This is a genomic window from Rothia nasimurium, from assembly GCF_049068285.1.
GTDB lineage: Bacteria > Actinomycetota > Actinomycetes > Actinomycetales > Micrococcaceae > Rothia > Rothia nasimurium_I.
Genome location: NZ_JBLKPV010000008.1, coordinates 39,912 through 61,836, shown reverse-complemented (window position 1 = coordinate 61,836; position 21,925 = coordinate 39,912). Strand labels below are relative to the sequence as shown.

At 59.8% G+C, this 21,925-nt stretch carries 19 protein-coding genes; 13 read left to right on the top strand and 6 right to left on the bottom strand.

The annotated features are described in order from the left end of the window. Nucleotides 1-74 precede the first annotated feature (74 nt). Complete coding sequence (locus tag ACMXX3_RS08220; RefSeq protein WP_421084251.1) at nucleotides 75-929, bottom strand: PRD domain-containing protein; 855 nt, start codon at nucleotides 927-929, stop codon at nucleotides 75-77. A 147-nt stretch (nucleotides 930-1,076) separates the two neighbouring features. Here ACMXX3_RS08220 and brnQ point away from each other — a divergent pair, with 147 nt between their 5' ends. From brnQ to ACMXX3_RS08185, 7 genes are all read left to right on the top strand, one after another. Further along, the gene (gene brnQ / locus ACMXX3_RS08215; RefSeq protein WP_421084250.1) at nucleotides 1,077-2,423 is read left to right on the top strand and encodes a branched-chain amino acid transport system II carrier protein; all 1,347 of its coding nucleotides are present in this window, start codon (nucleotides 1,077-1,079) and stop codon (nucleotides 2,421-2,423) included. A 442-nt stretch (nucleotides 2,424-2,865) separates the two neighbouring features. Then, nucleotides 2,866-3,612: a response regulator transcription factor gene (locus ACMXX3_RS08210; protein WP_421084249.1), complete on the top strand. Its 747-nt coding sequence runs from the start codon at nucleotides 2,866-2,868 to the stop codon at nucleotides 3,610-3,612. Between the two features lie 6 nt (nucleotides 3,613-3,618). Then, a complete protein-coding gene (locus ACMXX3_RS08205) occupies nucleotides 3,619-5,100 on the top strand; it encodes a sensor histidine kinase (protein ID WP_421084248.1) in 1,482 nt (493 codons plus the stop codon). Nucleotides 5,101-5,144: 44 nt separating this feature from the next. Beyond that, entirely contained in the window at nucleotides 5,145-5,267 is a 123-nt protein-coding gene (locus ACMXX3_RS08200) for a hypothetical protein (protein ID WP_421084247.1), read from the top strand. A gap of 66 nt (nucleotides 5,268-5,333) precedes the next feature. Beyond that, nucleotides 5,334-5,735 (top strand): CrcB family protein, encoded by a 402-nt coding sequence (locus ACMXX3_RS08195; protein WP_421084246.1) that lies wholly within the window; start codon nucleotides 5,334-5,336, stop codon nucleotides 5,733-5,735. Beyond that, the gene (locus ACMXX3_RS08190; protein ID WP_421084245.1) at nucleotides 5,732-6,106 is read left to right on the top strand and encodes a fluoride efflux transporter FluC; all 375 of its coding nucleotides are present in this window, start codon (nucleotides 5,732-5,734) and stop codon (nucleotides 6,104-6,106) included. Before ACMXX3_RS08195 ends, ACMXX3_RS08190 begins: the two co-directional genes overlap by 4 nt. A gap of 277 nt (nucleotides 6,107-6,383) precedes the next feature. After that, complete coding sequence (locus ACMXX3_RS08185) at nucleotides 6,384-7,346, top strand: MIP/aquaporin family protein (protein WP_421084244.1); 963 nt, start codon at nucleotides 6,384-6,386, stop codon at nucleotides 7,344-7,346. A gap of 84 nt (nucleotides 7,347-7,430) precedes the next feature. Here ACMXX3_RS08185 and ACMXX3_RS08180 read toward each other — a convergent pair whose 3' ends face one another. From ACMXX3_RS08180 to ACMXX3_RS08165, 4 genes are all read right to left on the bottom strand, one after another. Beyond that, nucleotides 7,431-8,750 (bottom strand): hypothetical protein, encoded by a 1,320-nt coding sequence (locus ACMXX3_RS08180; protein ID WP_421084243.1) that lies wholly within the window; start codon nucleotides 8,748-8,750, stop codon nucleotides 7,431-7,433. 107 nt (nucleotides 8,751-8,857) lie between these two features. Further along, nucleotides 8,858-10,087, bottom strand: coding sequence for an acetylornithine deacetylase (locus ACMXX3_RS08175; RefSeq protein ID WP_421084242.1), 1,230 nt, complete (start codon nucleotides 10,085-10,087; stop codon nucleotides 8,858-8,860). Between the two features lie 150 nt (nucleotides 10,088-10,237). Continuing rightward, nucleotides 10,238-10,759, bottom strand: a complete 522-nt coding sequence (locus ACMXX3_RS08170; RefSeq protein ID WP_421084241.1) for a flavin reductase family protein — start codon at nucleotides 10,757-10,759, stop codon at nucleotides 10,238-10,240. A gap of 224 nt (nucleotides 10,760-10,983) precedes the next feature. Next, nucleotides 10,984-12,648 carry an alpha-keto acid decarboxylase family protein gene (locus ACMXX3_RS08165; protein WP_421084240.1) on the bottom strand — a complete coding sequence of 555 codons (1,665 nt, stop codon included), beginning with the start codon at nucleotides 12,646-12,648 and terminating at the stop codon, nucleotides 10,984-10,986. Between the two features lie 290 nt (nucleotides 12,649-12,938). On the opposite strand from ACMXX3_RS08165, the gene ACMXX3_RS08160 reads away from it, so the two are divergent. The 5 genes from ACMXX3_RS08160 (at nucleotide 12,939) to ACMXX3_RS08140 (ending at nucleotide 18,548) form a co-directional block, all read left to right on the top strand. Then, a complete protein-coding gene (locus ACMXX3_RS08160) occupies nucleotides 12,939-14,966 on the top strand; it encodes a DUF6541 family protein (protein ID WP_421084239.1) in 2,028 nt (675 codons plus the stop codon). Between the two features lie 89 nt (nucleotides 14,967-15,055). Continuing rightward, nucleotides 15,056-15,793 carry a glycosyltransferase family 2 protein gene (locus ACMXX3_RS08155; protein ID WP_421084238.1) on the top strand — a complete coding sequence of 246 codons (738 nt, stop codon included), beginning with the start codon at nucleotides 15,056-15,058 and terminating at the stop codon, nucleotides 15,791-15,793. Nucleotides 15,794-15,802: 9 nt separating this feature from the next. Next, nucleotides 15,803-16,216: a DUF2304 domain-containing protein gene (locus ACMXX3_RS08150; RefSeq protein ID WP_421084237.1), complete on the top strand. Its 414-nt coding sequence runs from the start codon at nucleotides 15,803-15,805 to the stop codon at nucleotides 16,214-16,216. A 7-nt stretch (nucleotides 16,217-16,223) separates the two neighbouring features. Then, nucleotides 16,224-17,099, top strand: a complete 876-nt coding sequence (locus ACMXX3_RS08145; RefSeq protein ID WP_421084236.1) for a glycosyltransferase family 2 protein — start codon at nucleotides 16,224-16,226, stop codon at nucleotides 17,097-17,099. A 111-nt stretch (nucleotides 17,100-17,210) separates the two neighbouring features. Beyond that, the gene (locus ACMXX3_RS08140) at nucleotides 17,211-18,548 is read left to right on the top strand and encodes a hypothetical protein (protein ID WP_421084235.1); all 1,338 of its coding nucleotides are present in this window, start codon (nucleotides 17,211-17,213) and stop codon (nucleotides 18,546-18,548) included. Here ACMXX3_RS08140 and ACMXX3_RS08135 read toward each other — a convergent pair. Beyond that, on the bottom strand, nucleotides 18,545-19,531 hold the full coding sequence (locus tag ACMXX3_RS08135) for a glycosyltransferase family 2 protein (RefSeq protein WP_421084234.1): 987 nt from the start codon (nucleotides 19,529-19,531) through the stop codon (nucleotides 18,545-18,547). The two genes, ACMXX3_RS08140 and ACMXX3_RS08135, sit on opposite strands and share 4 nt — an antisense overlap. Nucleotides 19,532-19,788: 257 nt before the next feature. Between ACMXX3_RS08135 and ACMXX3_RS08130 the strand changes: the two genes are divergently transcribed. Beyond that, nucleotides 19,789-21,921, top strand: coding sequence for an acyltransferase family protein (locus tag ACMXX3_RS08130; RefSeq protein WP_421084233.1), 2,133 nt, complete (start codon nucleotides 19,789-19,791; stop codon nucleotides 21,919-21,921). Nucleotides 21,922-21,925 lie beyond the last annotated feature (4 nt).

Sequence of the window (21,925 nt, the reverse complement as noted above, 5' to 3'; positions counted from 1 at the left end):
TATTCTTTCTCTCTTGCCCCTAGGGATTAACCCGGGGGAGGGGAGAAAAAATTAGGGTGCTTTTTATTAAGGCGCTATGAGGTCCCGTACTGGTCTCGGGCCAGGCGGGCAATATGAATCGTCAAATAGGTCAACTCGTCATCCGTCAGCGCCTGCCCCAAATGATTCTCAAGCACCAGCTTCACCTTCACCGCCACCGCAAAAGCCTTGGGGTGGGCGTCCTTCATGCTTTCAAGCAAAAGGGGGACGCCCGTGCCCGGGTCTGCAACCTGGGCAGCGCTCGCCCGCACAAACAAATACCGCAAATGGGTCACAAAACGGGCTGCGCTCATGAGTGACCGATCCATCGGCCCACCGAAACCAGCCCCAATCACCTCAAAAATTTCAGCAAAAATCTCGGTCATCCGGTAGGTGCCCGCCATGCCCGTTGATTCAAACTGGGAATTCACCAGGTGCATGGCCAGGGGAATAGCCTCAATCTCAGGCAGGTCAACACCTAAGCGCTCGCGAATCAACTGCAGGGCCCGCTCACCAAAACGGACCTCCTGCGGGTAGAGCTGACGCACCTCCAAAGCCAGCGGGTAATCAACCTCCAAAGAGTTACGAGCCCGCTCCACCGCGAAATTCACGTGATCTGCCACCGGCACCACAAAAGAATGGGCAACAGTAATCCCCTCGGCCTTCACCAAAGCCTCAAGCTCGGTGGCAACAGCCAGAATATCGGACGGAATTTTCGCCAGCGACCACGCCAGGTTCTCATCAGACGCACCCTGCTCAGGCACAAAAGTCTGCTCAATGAGGGTGGGATCGAGCATGTCACCCTTGCGCTTCCCAAAGGCCAGGCCGCGCCCAATGACCACCATTTCCTCACCCGAATACGAGCGGGCCAGTGCCACATTGTTGTTGTAAATGCGTGAAATGCGCAACATGACCCCCTTCCTGAAACGGGTATGCAACCGGCAGATATCCTTACCAGTTTACCGAGCAGGATCCCCCCCAGCTCTTAACCGCCCCTCGTTCGGTTTTAGCCAACGGGAGTAAACTAAACTCTTCAGTCTGAATACGAAGCAGGAACGATGAAAACACCCACCGCCCACCCCACACCGCTCACCACCGTCATCATGACAGCCCTCATGCTGTTCTCCATGTTCTTCGGCGCAGGCAACCTCATCTTCCCCGCAATGCTCGGCGCCGAGGCCGGAACCAACACCGGCCCCGCCATCGCAGGATTCCTGGCCACCGGCGTCCTCATGCCCATTCTGGCCGTCATCGCCCTGGCTGTTACCGGTCGCGACCTCACCGCGCTCGCAAGCCGCGGCGGCCCCCTTTTTGTCTTACTCTTCCCGCCCCTGGTCTACCTCTCCATTGGCGCCCTCTACGCCCTGCCCCGCACCGGCTCCGTCAGCTACGCCATGGCGGTTGAACCCTACCTGGACAGCTTCGGAATAGAAGCCGGCCCCCTACCGCTTATCATCTTTGCCGCCCTCTTCTTTGGTCTCTCCTTCGCGCTGGCCATGAACCCCACCGGCATCGTCGAGACCCTGGGCAAGTACCTGACCCCGGCCCTCGTCCTCCTGCTAGCAGCCCTGATAGCCGTCAGCTACTTCACCCTCCGCACCCCGGCAGCTGCCCCCGTCGAAGACTACGCCACCGGTGCCTTTGCCACCGGCTTCGTGCAGGGCTACCTGACCATGGACTCCCTGGCTGGCCTGGCCTTTGGCATTATCGTGATTGCCTCCCTGCAGTCCCGCGGAATAACCGGCCGCGGTGAACTCCTGCGCGGTGTTGCAGCTTCTGGCGTTATTGCCGGTCTCCTGCTGGGGGCGGTCTACCTGGGCCTGGCCTACATCGGCTCCCACCTTGAGAACGGGCAGGGGTACAAGGACGGCGCCGCCCTCCTCACCGAGGCGGCCTCCCTCACCATGGGTAGGGCAGGGGCTGTGATGTTCGGCCTGATCGTCTTATTAGCCTGCCTAACTACCGCGGTGGGACTCATCGGGGCCACCAGCTCCTTCTTTGCCGAACTCATCCCGGCAATCTCCTACCGGACCTGGGCCATCATCTTCACCCTCCTCGCCTTCGTCCTGGCCTCCTTTGGCCTGGAAGGACTGATGAGCTTTGCCATTCCCATCATTACCACCCTGTACCCGCCCGCCATTACCCTGGTCGTCCTCACCCTTATTGAGGCTGCCCTGCGGGCCCCCTGGCTGCGCCTGACCCACCGGCTGGCTCTCTGGGTTGCAGTGGTCTGGGCACTGCTGATGACCCTGAGCTCTCACGGTGTAGGGACCAATGTGATTTCCCCGCTGATAAGTTGGGCGCCGGGACACGCTAACGACCTGGGCTGGTGCCTGCCGACCCTCATCGCAGCTGCCCTGGGCCTGGCCCTAGATGTGGTCTTCCGCCGCCCTCGCACCCGCTAACTGGCGAAAGAGGATAGAAAAAAGGGTCTTGCGCCGCATAAAGCGACGCAAGACCCTTTCATATGTAGAGGCTCGCGCTGAGGGGAACCACAACCATCAACGCGAGCCCGTCCCACGAGTTGCGAGGTGGTTCATTCAACTCAAATTTAGAAGGCCTCTAGGCAACCCGTCATAAAGTTTCTTCAAAAATAAACAATTGACAGCCTCTGCAAAACTTTACCCCATACCAGGCTAGAAATAAACTTGTTGGTCTTAAGCGTTACGGCGGCCAGTCATAAAGCGAATATGACCAGGTGGGAGCCATACAAAAGATCAGGTGGCAACCCGCAGGGTTCCCCCTCCCTATGAACCAGCTGAGAATCAAACAAGTTCTTGCTGAGCACTTCAAGAGCAAGGCCTTTCTAAGCCACCGAAAGAACCCCAATTAGCTACTCTTAGAAGTATGAGCAGCACAGCAACCGATATCGCCAAAAACCTCCCGACCCTCGAACACCCCGACGGATCGCCCATCCGCGCCCTCGTCGTCGACGATGAACGCATGCTCGAAGAGCTCGTCAGCGTAGCCCTCAAAATGATTGGCTGGGAGGTCAAATCAGCCGGGGACGGCCCCTCCGCCCTGGCTATTGCCCGGGACTGGCGCCCGGACGTCCTCGTTCTAGACATCATGATGCCCGGCTTTGACGGCGTTGAGCTGCTCACCCGCATCCGCAAGCTCTACCCCGAAGTTCCCTGCCTCTTCCTCACCGCCAAGGACTCCGTCGACGACCGTATTGTAGGCCTGGCAGCCGGGGCTGACGACTACGTCACCAAGCCCTTCTCCATGGAAGAGGTCATCATCCGCCTGCACCGCCTGGTGCAGCGTTCCGGTGTCGCTGCAGCCAACGACGCTGAACTCGTAGTCGGCGACCTGGTACTCAACCAGGACACCCGCGAAGTCACCCGCGGCGGCGAAGACATCCAGCTGACTGCCACCCAGTTCGAGTTGCTGCGCTACCTCATGGAAAACGCTAAGCGCGTTGTCTCAAAATCTCAGATTCTCGATAACGTCTGGAACTACGACTTCGGTGGCCAGGCCAACATTGTAGAGCTCTACATCTCCTACCTACGTAAAAAAATTGATGCGGGCCGGGAGCCCATGATTCACACCGTGCGCGGAGCCGGTTACGTTATCAAACCTGCAGGCCAGTAAGCATCAGTGAAAACCTTCCACGCCAGTCGGCCGCGCCTCCGCACCAAGCTCATTGCCATCCTCGTCTCCATGCTGGGCGTAGCCTGCCTCATTATTGGTATCTCAAGCTACTGGGTCCTCTCCAATTCCCTCATGGGCCGGGCCTACGAGCAGCTCGATGAGACAGCCCACCGCGCTGTGATGTTCAAACCGCGAGACCACGAAGCCGCCATGGAAGCAAACGGCTGTCAGCTGTGGGACGGACGCACCATGCTCGACGCCCCCGGCCAAGGCCCCGGAACCCTGGGAGTCTGCACCACCAACGGGGAAACCGTCGTCTCCGGCCTGCTGGACTCTGTAGGCGCCGTCCAGGAGCTCAGCCAGGCTGACCGGGACACTCTGCTGGCGCTCTCTACCTCCGACGGAACCGTTGAGGTAGACCTAGAGGTGGGCGATTACCTGGTGGTTGTCCAGGACAACCCAATGAGCGAGGGCGTCGTGATCACCGGCGTCCCTTTGAGTGAAACCCACCGAACCCTGGCAGTGCTGGTCGCTGTGACCGTAGCCGGTTCCCTTGCCGTCATGGTCCTGGCCGGGGTTCTTGGGTCATGGATTATCCGCCGGACCATGCAGCCCCTGGAACGTGTATCCGCTGTTGCCTCCGGGGTTGCAACCATGGACCTGGCCCTGGAAAGCCTGCCTGAAGCCAGCCGCGTCCGACCCGCAGATTCCCGCCCGGGGGACGAAGTCGGGGATGTTGGATATGCCCTGAATCAGCTGCTTGACAACGTCCAATCCGCCCTCGAAGCCCGCACCCGCACCGAGGAGCAAATGCGGGTGTTTGTGGCAGATGCCTCCCATGAGCTGCGCACCCCGCTGGCCTCCATTAAGGGCTATACGGATATGATTCGCTGGACTGAAACCCTCTCTGACCAGGGAAAAACCTCCCTAGACCGGGTAGCTTCGCAGACCGAGCGTATGTCCCGTCTGGTGGGTGACCTTCTGCTGCTGGCCCGCCTTGACGAAGGCCGGGAACCTGAAATGACCGACGTTGATTTGACCGAGCTGCTGGTTGAAAACGTGATGGACCTCCAGGCTGCTGCCCCCAGTCACATCTGGCAGCTAGACCTGCCTGATGACATTGTTGAGGTGCGCGGGGACCGGAGCCAAATCCAGCAGGTGATCCTCAACCTGCTCTCAAACGCCCGCAAGCACACCGATGAGGGCACGACGGTCACAGCCTCCCTGGCCCTGGCGGCCAACGGGAAAGAGGCCCTGGTGACGGTGAGTGATAACGGCCCCGGTATTGATCCAGGGTTCAAGGAGAAAATTTTTGACCGCTTCACCCGGGCGGACGCGGCCCGCTCCGGCTCGGATGGCACGACCGGCTTGGGGCTCCCCATCGCTAAGGCTATTGTTGAAGCCCACGGGGGGAGTATCGGGGTTGTTTCCCGCCCGGGTCGCACCGAGTTTACGGTGCGCCTCCCCCTGCTCACAGCTGCTTCTTAGGCTGGGTTAACCCGGGGTATAGAGGGGGTAGGCACACTGGACGTATGACTGAAACCCAAGAACTTCCCGTAGCTCCCGGAACCCCCGACATTGTCACGCCGCTGGCCTTTTACCTGGCCCTGACCCTCACCAGCGTGGCCGGCGCTGCCCTGACCCAGGTCTTCTAAGCCAGGCTGGCTAGGGCCTCTTTCTGTGGGCTAGGTGCTTCTGGGGGCCGGTGGTAGCCTGGGGCTGTGACCCTGAGATTCCCTGATGTGTGGCTTGTCTTTATGGGTGGAGGTGCTGGCGCCCTGGCCCGGGCCCTCCTGCTGCAAGCCTGGCCCTCCCCCTTCTTTCCTGTGCCCGTGCTGGCTATCAATCTGCTGGGGGCCCTGGCCCTGGGCTGTCTGACCGGCTACTTGGCCCAGCGGGAGGCAACGTCTAGGCAGGGGGCGGTTCGGCTCCTGCTTGGTACTGGCTTCTTGGGTGGCTTTACCACCTATTCCACCCTGGCCTTGGGGCTGGTTCAGCTGGGCCAGGACGGACGGTGGGCCTCAGCCCTGCTGTACGGCGGGGTATCGCTGGTGGGCGGCTATCTGTTGGCTGGGGCTGGCCTGAGACTGGGTCGGTTGTGGGCGGGTCGAGGGGCCCTATGATCTATCTGCTTGTTTTTGTGGCCGGGGGTGCCGGGGCTGTTGCCCGGTATCTCATTGATTCCTTCATTAAATCCCTGTGGCATGGGTCTATGCCTCTAGGGACATTTTTTCTCAACCTGACCGGATCCTTCCTTTTGGGGATGCTGACGGGGTGGCTTGCAGGGCCTATTCCCCCTGCGGAAAGTTTTGTAATTACAGAAAATCTCACCCTAGTTATCGGAGTAGGATTCCTGGGAGGCTACACCACCTTTTCCACCGCCCTGCTCGAAGCCGCCCAGGCCCCCGGTTGCCGGGAGGTGCTCGTCCTAACCCTGGGCCAACTGCTGGCCACCAGCCTGGCCGCTGCTGCGGGCCTGACCCTGGGGGCCTGACCTTCGGCTCGTGCCGGTGGCCGCCTCTGGGGAAGTTGGGGGCATCGGCAGGGTAGGTGGGGACGCCCCACCCCGGCCCTGTCTTGCTATGTGAGTTCCCCGGTTGCGGGCTTGGTCACAGACGGCGGGGGAGGGGGCTAAAAATGGCTTAAGAGTAAGAGAACTTTTACCCCTAAGCCTTGTCGGAAGAAACCCACTCGTTCACACTTAAAGCCAAGTAAAGCAAAAATTGGCTCAGGGGTGCTCCCCGCTAAGCCCGAACCCGCTGGAGACACCCGTGAATACCATCAGCCCCTACCTGGCCGAATTCCTGGGCACCATGATTATGGTGACCATCGGCTGCGGCGTCATTGCCACCGTCGAACTACGCCGCTCCAAGGGCCACGGCGACAACTTCTTTACTATCGCCTTCGGCTGGGGCTTTGCCGTCACCTTCGGCGTCTACGCCTCCCACGCCTACTCCGGCGGCCACCTCAACCCCGCCGTCTCTATCGGCCTGGCCGCCTACGGGGAGTTCGACTGGGCCATGGTACCCGGCTACATTCTTGCCCAGGTCGCTGGCGCCATGGTGGGCGCGGGCTTCGTCTTCCTCAACTACCTGCCCCACTGGAAGGCCACCGCAGACCGCAAAATCAAGCTCGGCGTCTTCGCCACCGTGCCCGCCATTCACAACTACTTCACCAACGCCCTCTCCGAAATCATCGGCACCTTCCTGCTGGTCTTCTCAGCCCTCTATGTGGGCGTGAACTTCACCCCCGTCCTTGAGGGTTCAGAGCTGGCGCTCAACCTGAATCACGTGCTCAAGCCCCTGGCCTTTGGTTTCTTGGTCACCGTGCTCGTGATTGGCCTGGGTGGCCAGACCGGCTTTGCCCTTAACCCCGCCCGCGACTTTGGCCCCCGCCTCATGCACGCCCTGCTACCCATTCACGGTAAGGGAAGCTCCCGCTGGTACTACGCCTGGGTGCCGGTCTGCGCCCCTATCGCAGGTGGCCTGATGGGTGGATCCTTCTTCAAGCTCTACTACGACGGCCAGTTCTCACTCTTCCAGGTAGTCGGTGCTGTACTGGCTCTGGCTGTACTCGGGTTTGGCCTCTGGGCTAACAAGCACATGTACCGCTCCAAGTCAGCTGAGGTCCTGCCCCAGAGCGAGGATACGGCGGCAACCGCCGCGTCCGCTGCCGCCACCTACGTGCCCACCGGTCAGCTGCCGGTCGTGCAGAAGCGGGCCTTCTGGGAGTAGCCCCCACCCGGTGCTGCGCAGATTTTGTGGGCTGGGTGCAGGGTTTTCTCTGCACCCAGCCCAAAAAGTTTGCACCGCCCGGCTCTAGGCGCGGTCTTGCAAGTCGCTCCAGGGCTGGCTACGGCTTACCAGGTGGAGCTTGACGGTGTAGCCCACACCCAATTCGCTGGTGAGGGTATCGCGCAGTCTCTCCCCCAGCTGCCGCCAGGCTCGGGTTTTAGGGTTGGTGGGGTCTTCCGGGTCCATTTCCAGGTCTTCCCAGAGACTGGCCCAATTGCCCAGCAGCTGCCGGGTGGCCGGGGCCAGCTCAAGATCCTTGGCCAGACCCTTCCCGTCTGCGTACCAGAGGGGGAAGAACTCGCCCCAATCATTGGCAAGGGCCAGATGTACTGCCTGAGAATCTGGCCCGATACGCCACTGCGCTACCGGCGGCAGGCCGGGTTCCTCGTAGAGATCCCGGTGGATCGCCCGCACCAGGGGTTCTAGGGCGGAGGCGGCGCGGACGTCCGCCACCTCGTACTTGCCCCGGGTAAAGGGGAGATTGAGGCCCAGGCCAGGCCGTAGGGGGCCGTACATTAAATCCCAGCCGCCGTCAGCCAGGACGTACAGGGTCAAGGGGTTGAGCCACTGGAGCTCTACCACCCAGCAGGTGCTGGACGTATCGCGCAGCCTGCGGGTAGTCGTCGGCTGAAAGGGCTCAGTGAAGGGCCAGCCGTGGGTGTATCCACCGTGCCCTACCTCATCGGGGTAGACTCGGCTCGCTCGGGCCGCTAGCCCTTGTATATTTTCCAGGGTGACGTGGGCAGGGAGATAACCCCACCAGCGGAGCGGGGTCGGCGGTAAGACAAGAGTGAGGTCGGTATCAGAGAAGGCCTGCGTCGCCCTGGTGAGATATTCCAGGTTGCTACACCGGGCCACCACCCCGGGGGTGAGCCGGGGCCAGGTCGCCGGGTAGGGTTGGTTGCCCAGTTCCCGGTCAATCAGGGCACGGACGCCCCGGCAAAAGCCAGTGAGGAGCTCCAGCTCCTCGGTGAGTTCGTCACCCGTAATGGCAGGCTGAAAGGTGCCCGGGCTGGTTTCGATGAGGACGGGGATCCCCTCCCCACCGAGTAGGGGAGCCGACGAGGCGGTGATCTGCCAGGTGCCTGCGTCCGCATGCTCTCCGCGCCCGGCGCGATAGAGGGCTCTTATCTGCACCCCCGCCACGGTGTCGGGTCGGTAGGTGACGGTAATCTTTCCCCGGCCGGGCGGCTGGGGGTGCTGCTCAACCTCTCCCTGAAGATAGACCAGGAGGGACGGCTCACCCGCCCGCTCAAGGCTGACGGGAACCGTCAGACTACCGGCCAGCAGGGGAGGACGGTCGGGCTCAAGAGGGTAGGGTAAAAAGTGATGTGGAACACTCATGAGGCCAGTTTAGGCCCCTGCCCTCAGTCTGGCTAGCCCCCAGCACCACCCCCACACCCGGCAGGTAAGGGCAAGACCTGGAAAACCAGCCCTTGCCCGCTAGGCGCCTATTTAGTGGAAGCCCAGATGAGGACCTCTTCCATAAAGCGGTCGCAAGCCTCAATCTGACTCAGCTCAATCCACTCATTGGGGGTATGGGCCTGGGCGATATCACCGGGGCCGCACACCACCGCCTGCAAGTCACCGTAGAGGGCAAACTGGCCAGCCTCAGTACCGTAGGTCACCTTCTGGGCTTCGGTGGAACCGGGGCGGCCTGCCCAGGTATTGGCCAGGCCAATAATCGCAGCATCATCAGCCGTACCCAGGGCAGGGACGGCCGCCAGCAGCTCATGCTCAATCCCCACCGCGTCCACAAACTCGCCGGGGGTAGCACCAGTCAGGGCTTCGGCGTCAGCCGCCCGCGCCTTCAGGGCAGGAAGAAGATCATCGGCAATCTTGGCCTCAATCTGGGCAACGACCTCGTCGGTGGTCATCTGCGGAACCGTGCGGAAGTCATACTCCAGAACCACATGCTCACCCACAATGTTGTACTGAATACCACCGCGGGCAAAATTCACCCCGCCAGTGGAATGGGCAACAACAAAACCCTCATCAAAGGGGCCGTTCTCACGCCAGTGCCCAGCAAGATTCTCAAAGAAAGTAATAAACTCCGCCGCAGGCACCAGGGCATTGACCCCGTGTGGGCCCAAAGAGGCGTGCTTGGCAATACCCGTGAAAGTCACCCGGCCCCGGTGGGCCCCCTTATGGGCAGAAATCACCTGCATCATAGACGGCTCACCAATGACCGCAAAGTCGGGATTGATACCGCGGGCCTTGAAATCTTTGACCATGGCGGGCGCACCTACACACCCAATTTCTTCATCGTATGACCAGGCGAAATGGATGGGGCGGGCCAGCTTCGCATCCACCATGCGGGGCAGAAGCCACATGGCTGAGCCAATAAATGACTTCATATCCGAGGCCCCGCGCCCGTAGAGCTTGCCGTCCTTCACCAGGGGGGTGAAAGGGTCGGTGACAGTCCAGGCCTGGCCCTCAACCGGCACCACGTCAGTGTGCCCTGAAAGGACGACGCCGCCGTCCGTCGTGCCGTCAGCAGCCGGGATGGTGGCAAAAAGATTGGCGCGGGAGCCGTCCTCGCTATAGGTATAGAGCGGGGTAATTCCGCACCGGGTGAACTCGGCGGCGAGAAGGTCAATGACGGGCTTGTTGCTGGTCTGGCTGATGGATTGGGCAGCGATGAGCTTTTCAATCCAGGGGAGGGAGGCAGGGGTGCTCACAGGAATCACCTTTCGGACGGCGGGGCATAAACTCTTATTCTTTAGCTTACTCGCGGGGCGGAGGTTGGGTGCCCTCAGGGCATAAATGCCCACACAAAAATATGCCCACCACGTCATATAGAGATGTGGTGGGCATATTCTTCTGAAGTATTACAGGGCTGAGTGGTCACCCAGGCCGTGGAAACGACGGGCGTGGTAAACGGTGGGGGTGGCGTTAGCGTCGTGGCGGATAAAGTCGGTAACCTCAGCGGTGAAGACGACGGCCGGGCCAGCGTTCAGGGTGCCAACAGGCTTGACGCGCAGGACGCGGCTAATGCCGTGCAGCAGGGGCTCACCGGTGGGAAGGCGATCCCAGGTGGAGGTATCACCGAACTTATCGGCCTTGCTGACCGCAAAGAGCTTGGCAATCTCAACGTTGTCAGCCCCAATGAGGTGAATCAAGAAGGAATCAGCGTCAATAATGCGGGCGGCAGAGCCGGTGCGGTCCTTGAAAGAGAAGGAGACAATGGGGGGCTCAGCGGAAACCGATGAGAGAGAAGAAATGGTCAGGCCACCCGGTAGCCCATCGGAACCTTCTGCGGTAATAATGGCGACGCCCGCTGCCTGGGCACCGAAGGCCTCGCAGAATAGCTCGGTAGCGGTTTTCTCGGAGATATCGATCTGGGTGGTCATGTTTTGGTTTCCTTTGTGCGGCTGCTTGGGGATGACAGCGCATCTGCGCTTGGTCTTTAGCCTAGAACCCCCACCGGCCGAAACCCTAGCGCCATCTCACATATTGCCCCTATGAGTAGAACTATGACTCTGTTACGCCCAAAGACGTAACAAAAAGCGGGGCGCCCCCGTCCTTCAAGGGAAGAACCCGCTCCACGGAGCGGGTTCTTCCACCAGGGTAAGGGTTACTTCTTCTTGTTCAGCTGGGCTGCCTGGGCGCCGAACTTCTCCAGCAGCTCAGGCATATCCATGGGGGCGGTGACTACCTCAATGAACACCAGCTTGTCGCGGTTCTCCTTGGCTACCTGGCAGGCCTTGTTGAACTGGCTTACCGTCTTGGCCCGCAGGACGACGGTGTTCTCCTTGGTGCCGCCAAAGGCCGCCGGGATCTTAGACCAGTCGTAGGCGGTGATGTCGTTGTACTCGGCCTCAACACCGTGGATCGACCGCTCAATGGTGTAGCCGTCATTGTTAATCAGGAAGATCACGGGGTTGACCTTCTCCCGGATGATGGTGCCGAGCTCCTGGATGGTCAGCTGGGCTGAGCCGTCGCCCACCATGAGGACGCCGCGTGACTCGGTATCGGCCATCGCGGCCCCCAGCAGGGCCGGAATAGAGTAGCCAATCGAACCCCACAGGGGCATGCCGATAAAGCGAGAGTCGCGGGGGAACTTGCGGGTTGCCATGCCGAAGAAGGAGGTGCCCATATCGACCACCACGGTGTTCTTCTCATCCAGGTTGGAGGAGAGTACCTTCCACAGGGTGTCCTGGGTGAGGGCTTTGTTGGTGATCTTAGGCAGGGGCTCTTCATCAGCGGGGGCCTCAAAGGTGGTGCCCTCAAGTTTCAGATCGAGGGCCACCTCCTTGAGGATATCCAGGGCCCGGGCCATGGTCAGCGGGGCGTAGTGGCGGCCGGCAATGCTGGTGCTCTCTGCAGCCACATTAATAACCCGGCCAAAGTCAATCTGATGTGAGTATATGCCGGTAGTGGTATCTGTAAATTCGACACCGACGCAGAGCAGAACCTCAGCTTCTTCCACGACCTTACGGGTAGGCTCAGCGGAGAGGCCACCCACATAGATACCCGCGAAATTAGGCTCGGTTTCATCCAGCACAGCCTTGCCCCACATGAGGGAAGCGAAGGGGAACTTGGTTTCGGTCACCAGGGCCCGCACCTCATCAACCGCGCCCAGGCGCTCAGCCATGATATCGGCCAGCACCGTTACCTTCTTGCCCCGCATAAACTCGGTGGCAGCGTCCTTAAAGACAGCCTCAATATCGGGGGAAGAAACATGGCGGTTGACGTCCAGGGGGCGGGCCGGGGGCTGGGTGGGCATGGTGGACACATCGACCGGCAGCATGAGGTAGCCGGGCTTACGGTGGACGACGGCAGTGCGGATAACGCGGTCAATGTCGGACGCGGCGGTCGCCGGGTGGATTGCTGCGGCGGCGATAGAGACCTCAGAGGCCATACGCATGAAGTGCTTGAAGTCGCCATCGCCCAGGGTGTGGTGCATGCGCAGGTGGGAATTCTGGGCTGCCAGGGAGGGGGCACCTACGATGTGAATAACAGGTACGTTTTCGGCATAGGATCCGGCTGTTGCGTTAATGGCCGAGAGCTCACCGACGCCGTAGGTGGTCACCAGGGCGCCCAGACCCTTGACGCGGGCGTAGCCGTCCGCCGCATAGCCGGCATTGAGCTCATTGGCGTTGCCCACCCAATCCAGCTTCTCGTGGGCCAAGACGTCGTCGAGGAAAAAGAGATTGAAGTCCCCGGGAACACCGAAGACCCTGTCAACGCCCAGCTCAGCCAGGCGATCGAGAATGTAATTACCAACTGTATAGGTCATCATTGACTCCTTGTGAAGGTAGAGAAAGTCCAGCAGGCCTGTGACCTGCACCATTTATTTCTAGTCTAAAAGGACGACCCCGCCCCGGTTTGGGCGGTCAGTGTCACCGCCTGGGGTGAGGGTGCATGAATGGTTCATTCTTTCCCATGTTTGGTGACCCCTACCGCTCACCGCGAGATGGGGAGCTTCTGCGGGTTTCCGGTAGAATGGAGGGTTCGAGAGCCTCGCATTCTAGATGACTACCGCAGGGCTCTTATCCTGAATACCCCAAAGAACGGAGCAAACCCGCTGTGGAATGGTGGACCCCCGCTATCGTGCCTTTTGTGGTGGCACTTGCCCTGTTCTTTGTGCCCGGTCTGCCGATTGCTCTTGCAGCTCGCCAGAGGGGCTTTGACGCGATAGCTCTTGCGCCAGCCCTATCGGTCGCTGCTATTGCGGTAAGCGCCATTCTTGCCCCCATGCTGGGCATGGGCTGGTCGGTGTGGGTTCCCTTAGTTTTTGCCCTATTAATCGCAGCTGTTGTTGCAGGTGGGTTTGCCCTAGCAGGACGCCTCCGCCCTGCTTCCCTTGAGGGGGGCACGAAAGCTGGGGAACTGCGTCCTGCCCGCTGGTGGAGCGCTGACCAAGCGTGGGCCTGGGCTGCCTTTGCTGTGGGTGCCATGATTCTGGGCCGCAACCTAGCGGTAGCTATGGGCAACCCCCACTGGGTATCACAGACCTACGATGCTGTATTTCACCTCAACGCCTTGCGTTACATCATTGATACAGCAAATGCGTCTTCCTTGAATATCGGCACAATGACTTCCGGTGGTGGCCCAGCAGCCTTCTACCCGGCTGCTTGGCACGGGATTGCCTCCCTGGTTTTTGACCTATCCGGTACGACGATTCCCGTCACCGCAAACACCATGAGCCTAGTGGTGGGAGCAATCCTGTGGCCACTCAGTGCAGTCTATTTTGTTCGTCAGTCCTTTACTCTGGGCCGCTCTGCCCTGCTGGCAACCGGGGCCGTGGTGGCTGCTTATGTCTCCTTCCCCGTCCTACTGGTGTACTTCGGGGTGCTTTACCCCAACAGCCTGGGTATCGCCCTCATGCCGCTGTTACTGGGCCTGGTCGTTCAGATTTTTCATCTGGGTGATAAGCGCCGTATTGCCCTTGCACCGGCCCTGGTCCTGGGTGTTCTCGTAAGTCTGGCCCTGGCCCTGGCCCACCCCAACGTCATTATGTCGGCCCTGGCCTTTATCGTTCCCATGGTGGCCTTCATCATCGGCCGGCAGCTACTCCGCGGCGCTCGCCGGGAGATTCGCCCTGCCCTGCTGGTCGTTCAGTTAGCTGGTAGCGCCGCTCTTATCTGGCTGATTGTCTTCCTCTGGGGCCTTGTGCGTCCGCCCAAGGATGCCGGCGGCTGGGAGCCCTACCAGGCTGACACCACCGGCCTGGGCGAAGCCCTGCTCAACAACACCATCGGGGCCGGTAACCTCTGGATCATCTCAATCCTCGCGATTATCGGTGTCTACTCTGTCCTCAGTGCCCGCCGCAACCTCCTGTGGCTCCCCCTCATGTGGGGCCTGGGAGTACATCTGTACGTCGCTGGTCGCTCCATGGAATGGGACGACGGTCGCGATTGGCTCCTGGGTGTCTGGTACCACGACCCCTACCGCGTCGCCGCCCTGCTGCCCGTCGTTGCCTTCCCCCTGGCCGTCCTGGGCGTCGATTACCTCGCTACATACCTGCAAAGGGCCCTGGCTACCTTGCCGATGAAGCGCACCGAACTCACCGCGCTAGCCCTTACCACTGCCCTAGTCCTAGGACTGGTGACCTGGTCAACCCAGCAGAATGTGCGCTTACAGAACTTCATTGAGTACACCTCCAAGGTCTACAGCCCTGACCTCCTCTCGCCCCTGCTGACCCCTGACGAGTACGCCGTCCTCAACGCAGTTGCAGACTACGTCCCCGAGGACGCAACCATTATCACCAACCCCTGGACTGGTGCCTCCCTCGCTTACGCCTTCTCCGGGCGGAAGGTCACCGGCTACCACACCTGGTACACCAAGGATGCCGACACCGAAATCCTCATCGATGATCTCGCCCAATACGACACCAATCCTGCTGTCTGTGAGACCATCCGTAAGCACAATGCCTACTACGCCATCTACTTCGGAACTCGCGAGGTTAATGAGCACGTCAGCGGCACCCATACTGACGAATACGGAACCCTGGAATACCTAGCTATTCCCGAGGTTATTGATAATGGGGGCGTTGCCGACGTTATTTTCCGCTCCGAGGGCGCTACCCTCTACCGTATTACCGCCTGTGACTAAACCTCTAAAGAGTAGTAGTTAGGACTTAACTGCTAGACTGAAGTGCAACCATGTGGGGGAGCGAAAGAGACCAGGAGAGCACTGTTTCGATGAACAACCTGCCCGATCCGAGCGGTGGGCGCCGCGTCCTCGTCATCATGCCCGCCTACAACGAAGAGGAAGCAATCTCAGCAACCATTGCTGACTTGCACCTTAAGGCTCCCTGGGCTGACCTTGTCGTTATTAACGACGGTTCTACTGACGCCACCTCCCGGGTAGCCCGCGCAGCCGGTGCCTTCGTCATTGACCTTCCTTACAACATGGGAGTCGGTGCGGCCATGCGAACCGGTTATAAGTATGCCCGCCGCATGGAGTATGACATTGCTCTGCAAATGGACTCGGACGGCCAGCACCTGCCCGAGTATATCCCCACCCTCATTGAGGGGTTGAGCCGGGCTGATATCGCTATCGGGTCCCGGTTTGCTGCCTCTGATAACTATGAGGTTCGCGGCCCCCGTAAGTGGGCTATGGGGCTACTAGCTTTCCTTTTCACGAGAATCTCTGGTGAAAAGTTCACCGATGTTACCAGCGGTTTTAAGGCGGCTAACCGCCGGGGCATCCAGCAGTACTGCGACTTTTACCCGGCAGAATACCTGGGCGACACCATTGACGCGACCGTCATGGCGATTCGCTCTGGATGCAGGGTTATTCAGGTTCCCGTTGAGATGCGGGAGCGGCAGGGCGGAACCCCGTCCTCAGGCCCCCTCAAGTCAGCCTTCTATCTTGTGCGGTCCCTTTTCGCGTTTGCGATTTCCATGACCCGCGCAAAAACCAAGCCGGTAGAGTAAGGAGCGCCGATGTCGTCTAATGTTTTCTTCCTCCTGCTCTCTATCGTCATCTTTGCGTTGGTGTTCGCCCAGGTGCGCAACCAGAAGATGAAAGAGAAGTACGCCGTTTTGTGGCTTGTGATTTCAGCTGCCATCATCGTGTTGGCGCTGTTTCCGTCCCTGCTGTGGAAACTAGCTGCTCTCACCGGAGTGGTTGCCCCGGTGAACCTGCTCTTTGCTCTTTCCATTATTATGCTGATAGCTATCTGCTTGCACCTCACCCTGGAGGTCTCTAGGTCGGCAGACGAGACGCGGGCTCTTGCTGAAGAAGTGGCTATTTTACGGGCCATCCTTGACCAGGGGAACCCTACCCACAAGAACTCCTCCAAGCCGGGAATAAACCGGCCTGATTCAACCTCATCGACCCCCTCTAACCAGGAGTAATCACCCCATGACCGTTGATATTCTCTTCCCCTACTACGGCGACGTAGATTTCATGAAGCAGGCCGTGCGCTCCGTGCTGGGCCAGACCAACCCTGACTGGCGTCTCATTGTGGTCGATGACGGCTACCCTGACGACTCAATCCCCGGCTGGTTTGAGTCTCTGAACGATGAGCGCATTACCTACATGCGCAACGAAAAGAACCTGGGCGCTAACGGTAACTACACCAAGGCCCTGACCTTCGTTGAGAACGACCTGGTGACCGTCATGGGCGCTGACGACGTCATGCTACCTAACTACGTTGAGTGGTTCGTCGCCGCTGCTGAGGCTAACCCCAATGCAAAGATTTTCCAGCCCGGTTGCGTCGTGATCGACGAGAACAACGCGCTGTCAAACACCCTGGTTGAGAAGACCAAGGCCTACTACCGCCCGAATGGCACCACTGAGCTGTCGGGTGAAGATCTGGCCGTTTCTATTCTGCGCGGCGACTGGCTCTACTTCCCCTCCTTGGGCTGGCGGGCTGAGACTATCGTGGGTCTGGGCTTCCGTGAGGGCCTGAACGTGGTTCAGGACATGGCCCTGGTGCTGGACGTTGCCATGACCGGCGGCTCCCTCTACTACGACGAGGCCGTGGCCTTCATGTACCGCCGCCACAAGGCGTCCGACTCCTCCTGGCGGGCCCTTGAAGGCACCCGCTTCGACGAGGAACGCACCTACTTCTACACCATTGCCGCCGAGATGGAGGCCAAGGGCTGGAAGAAGGCTGCTAAGGTCGCCCGTGCCCACGTTTCTTCCCGTCTGCATGCGGTCACCCTGCTGCCCAAGGCAGCTCTGGCCAAGAAGTGGAACGGCGTGAAGAACCTGGCTGTTCACGTCGTCAAATAAAACAAGGACGCAGACGCACGCGGCTGGGCCTGGCACCTGATATCAGGTGCCACCCGGCCGCCTTTTAGTAGCCACACATTCCCCGCAGGGGAGTTATAGAGAAGAGCGCTCATGAGCAATAGGGTTCCGGCTGAGCAGCCTGAGCAGGTCAGTGTTGATGAAAAGAAACGGGGAATTACCCGCAAGGAGTCAACTGCGATTTTGCTAGCTTCGTTGGTGGCGGCAGTGTCTGCTTTTGCAGCAACCGTGATTGCTCAGCGGAGTTTGAGCGCTGAACAGAACACGGAGTTTCTCTTGTTCTGGTCCTTGCTGTTTGGCTTATTCGGTGTGATTGCAGGTATTCAGCAAGAGACCACTCGTGCTGTGGGGGCTGCGCGTTTGCAAGGGGCTGCATCTGGGCAGCAGGGGGCGCGAGTTGTGCCTGTTGCCCTACTGCTGGGAACGTGTATTGCTCTTGGGGCTGCAGTGACCTCACCGGAATGGGCCCCTGACCAGATTCCTTCACATGTGGGGCTGGGGGTAGCTTTAATTGCGGTGGGTGCTGTGCTGTATTCGGCTCATTCTGCGATGAGTGGCGCTGCTGCTGGCCGTGAGAAGTGGTATATTTTTGCGATTCTTGGTGGCGGTGAAGCTGCCTGGCGTCTGGTAGCGATGCTCCTGGCGGCAGTGTTGGTGGGTTCTTTAGTTGGCCTTGAAGCTGCGGTGGTGTCTGCAAGTTTACTGTGGGTAGTCTTGCTACTGGCCTCGTCCCAGGTGCGCCAGGTGGCGGGTTCCCGCGCTGATGTGGGGGCAGGGCGTCTGACGCGCAATATCCTGTTTGCTATGGGGTCATCGGCAGCGTCCGCGGTGCTGACGGTGGCTTTTCCCACGCTCTTGAATTGGAGTTTGGAGGAGCAGTCCACCTCGGTTGAGACAGCTGCTTTGGGTTTTTTGATTTTGGCCATTTCGCTGACGCGCTCACCCATTATGATTCCCCTGCAGGCTTTTCAGGGCGTCGCTATTTCTGCCTTTTTAAAGCAGCGTCACCGCCCTGTTGCTGCCATGTCTAAACCGGCAGGTGCTCTGCTGGCTGTGGGGGCGCTTGGCGCGGTCGCCGCTTGGCTGATTGGCCCCTGGCTGTTTTCGCTGATTTATGAGCGTAAGGACGACGCGGGTGCGGCCTACGACATGGTGAACCAGGGTTGGGTGCTGGGCGGCTTGACCTTTGCCTCGGCAATCATGGCCCTGCTGGTGCTCTCAGGAACTGCGGTCATCGCTCTAAATGCCCATAAGGTATACATCACCGGCTGGCTGGTGGGGGCCGTGGTGACTACGGGCTTGCTCTTTGTGGTTCCCCTTGATCTGGTGCCGCGTGCAATGGTTGCCCTGTATGTGGGCCCCCTGCTGGGATTCTTGACGCACCTGGCGGGTATGGTCGCGGTGGCGCGTGCAGAGAATTCAGATGCTTAAAGGCCGTAGGTGCGTTTAATATAGGCACCGTAGAGGGCGCGGTAGAGAGTCGGGGACATCTTGAGTAGGGTGCCTGCCGCAGCGAAGACGGGGCGCCTTGTAGCTGTTGCGATGATATGGGACCAGGCGATGGCGCTCCGGCACTCACCAATGGTTTCGGCCGCTAAGGGTCCCCCGACCACCAGCGCCTGTTGGGCGTTATTGAGGAAGGTGAGAAGCCAGGAAACCGAAAAAGCGCGGTTTCCTTCGGGGGAATTAAGGACGGGGGCGGCGGCGTCCTTCATGTAATCCATGAGGCGGCGGCTCTCTGCAACCGGGGTGATTTTTCCCCAGGTGAGGCCGCCGGCGTCCACCCGGTACTCATACAGGGAGGTCGGGGCGACCGCTACCTTGTTCGCCCGGGTGTAGGCGTTGAGGCAGAAGACGGCGTCCTCCGCCCGGTGGATATCTTCAGGGAAGCGCACACCCTCTAAGAGGTCAGCTCGGACTATTTTGTCCCAGACGTAGGGGGTGAGCTGGTCTGAAAGGAGCTCCAGGGCAGCCTGCTGGCCGGTGCGTACTCCGGGCTTTCCTCGGAAGCGGTCGCGGGTACTACCGTCAGCCTCGATGAGGGTGTGCCCGGCAAGAACCAGGTCAGCTGCATGGGCAGTAGCCCACGCATGTTGGGTTGCCAGGAAGTTGGGGCGGTAGCGGTCATCAGAATCGAGAAAGGCAATCCACCGACCCCGGGCCTCGTCCAGCCCCTGATTGCGGACGGCAGAGACACCCCGGTTGACCGGGTTATCGAAGAAGCGGACGCGCGGATCCGGGTTGGCCTCAAGAAAGCGGGTGATGCGCTCGGCAGCATCATCGGGGGAAGCGTCATTGAGGACGAGGAGCTCGAAATCGGGGTCGGTCTGGGCCAAAACCGATTCGATTGCTGCCACCACTTCGGCACCGGTGTTATACACAGGCATGATAATCGAGGTACGGGGGGTATTCATGGCCCTTCTTCCCTTGAAATATATGGGTGGTCTCACCCATAAGATTGTCAGTATGCTGTGGTAAGATTCCCACGAGAACGCGCGAAAAGCAAAGAGCTTTTTTGGGGTTATCCAGCCCCTAGAGGGCCCTCTGTGCTCGCCATATCAATCCTACCCCGGCAGATGCGGTGTAGGATTTTTTCACTTTTACCCCACCTGATGTGGCGGTAACCACGGCATCACGATTGGTGCGTCACACAGGGGGAAACGCAGGGGCCATGAACAGACAGGCTAAACGCTATATACCGGTGGGTAGTTTTATTGAACAACCCAAATTCCGGCCGGAGGTGCAGGGCCTGCGTTCCCTGGCCGTGTTACTTGTGGTGACCTACCATATCTGGTTCGGTAAGGTCTCTGGCGGTGTGGATGTCTTCCTCTTCATCTCCGCTTTCCTGCTCTCCCTCTCCTCCTTAAAGAAGATTCAAGCTGGCCAGCCCCTCAAGGTAGTGGGCTATTGGCTGCACGTCTTCCAGCGTCTCCTGCCCGCTGCAGCCGCCGTCATCGCTACCACCCTGGTAGCGGCCTACTTCATCGTCGCCCCCTCCCGCTGGGGTGGCCTGCTGGCCGATGCCAAGGCCGCCCTCTTCTACTTTTTGAACTGGCGGCTAGCCTTCAACTCTGTTGATTACTACGCCCAGGACGCTACCACCAAGACTCCCTTCCAGCACTTCTGGTCCCTTTCAATGCAGGGGCAGATTTTTGTGCTCTGGCCCCTGTTCTTTGTATTCGTGGCTTTTTTGGTGGGTTACCTGCGGTTTAAGGTTCTGCCTACTGCCCTGCTGGTGTTTGGCTCTATCTTTATTGCCTCTTTAACTTTCTCGATTTACCAGACCTCCACCAATCAGGCTTTTGCTTACTTCGACACCCGCACCCGCCTCTGGGAGTTTGCAGCAGGTACCCTGTTGGCTATGTTGATGCTGGCCTGGCGGGTGCCTCAGACGCTCAAGGTGCCGCTGGGCTGGCTGGGTGTTATCGGCCTGGTCTCCTGCGGGTGGTTGCTTCCCGTTGAACAGGCCTTCCCGGGCTACCTGGCCCTCTGGCCCCTGCTCTCGGGTGCTTTCGTCATCGCGGCCGGCCAAACCGGGTCAGCTTTTGGCGTTGACCGGCTCCTCTCAGCCGCCCCCCTCCAAAAGATGGGTGCTATCTCTTACTGCCTCTATTTGGTCCACTGGCCAGTATTTATTCTTTACACAACATATGTTGGCAAGCCTCAAGCCGGTTGGCTAGACGGCACCTTACTGATCCTTGTCTCTATTGCCGGAGCCTGGGTTCTGCACAACCTCGTCGAAAAGCCCCTGCGGGCCTGGGAAAAGAAGCCCAGCCGGAAGGCCCTGCAGGCTTCAAAAACCCAGGCCCCCTGGGCCCTGAAGCAGAAGAAGGACGCCAGAAGCTGGATTCGACCCGCAGCCGTCATCGCCGTATGCCTGGCCCTCGTCGGCGGCTCAATCACCACCGCCCAGGCCATCGCCCGCTACCAGTACAACCAGAAAATCGCCCTGGCTGAAACTGCCGGCAGCGACGACTTCCCCGGGGCCCGTGCCCTCACCGAATCCTTCACTGACTACCGGTACGACCCGATCCCTGCCGTCGAGCCCTACAGCCAATACGACGGGGCCACCGAAGCCTGCTCCGGTGCCTTCGCTACCGTTAACCCCGACCTTGCCGACTACTGCACCTACGAACAGTACGGCCCTGAAGACGCCCCGCTGACCATGGTCATCGGCGCATCCCACGCAGGTCAGTCCATCGCTATGTGGCGTGAAATCGCCCGTGAAACTGGCACCAACCTGGTGGATATGCACCTGGGCTCCTGCCGCTTCCCTGAAGAACCTGAACCAGGTGAGGAATGCACCTTCCTCAACGAGCGCATCACCCAGGAAGTCATCGATCGGGCACCTGACAATGTGCTGCTACTTGCCACCGTCACTGAACCTGCCAGCCACCTCGAAACCCTCATGCCCGGCATCGAAGAGCAAGTCCGCATCTTCACCGAAGCAGGTATCAACGTTATTGCCCTCCGCGATAACCCCCGCTACACCATTAACGTGTATGAGTGCGCCCAGACCGCCGACGACATGGCTCACTGTAGCCTGCCCGTCCACGAACGCCTTGCTGAAACCAACCCCGCCGAAGTGTTAGCCGCCATGCCCGGTGTCTATCTGGCCGATATGACTGACTACTACTGCCCCGGTGGCCTCTGCCAGCCAGTTATTGGCAATATCATCGTATATATGGACGATAACCACATCAGCCGGGCCTACGGAAAAACTGTAGCCCCCTACCTGCACACCCAGCTTCTTGAACAAGGCTGGGAGGTTGATGTAACCGAGCCCGAAAGCAACGACCTCTAACCCC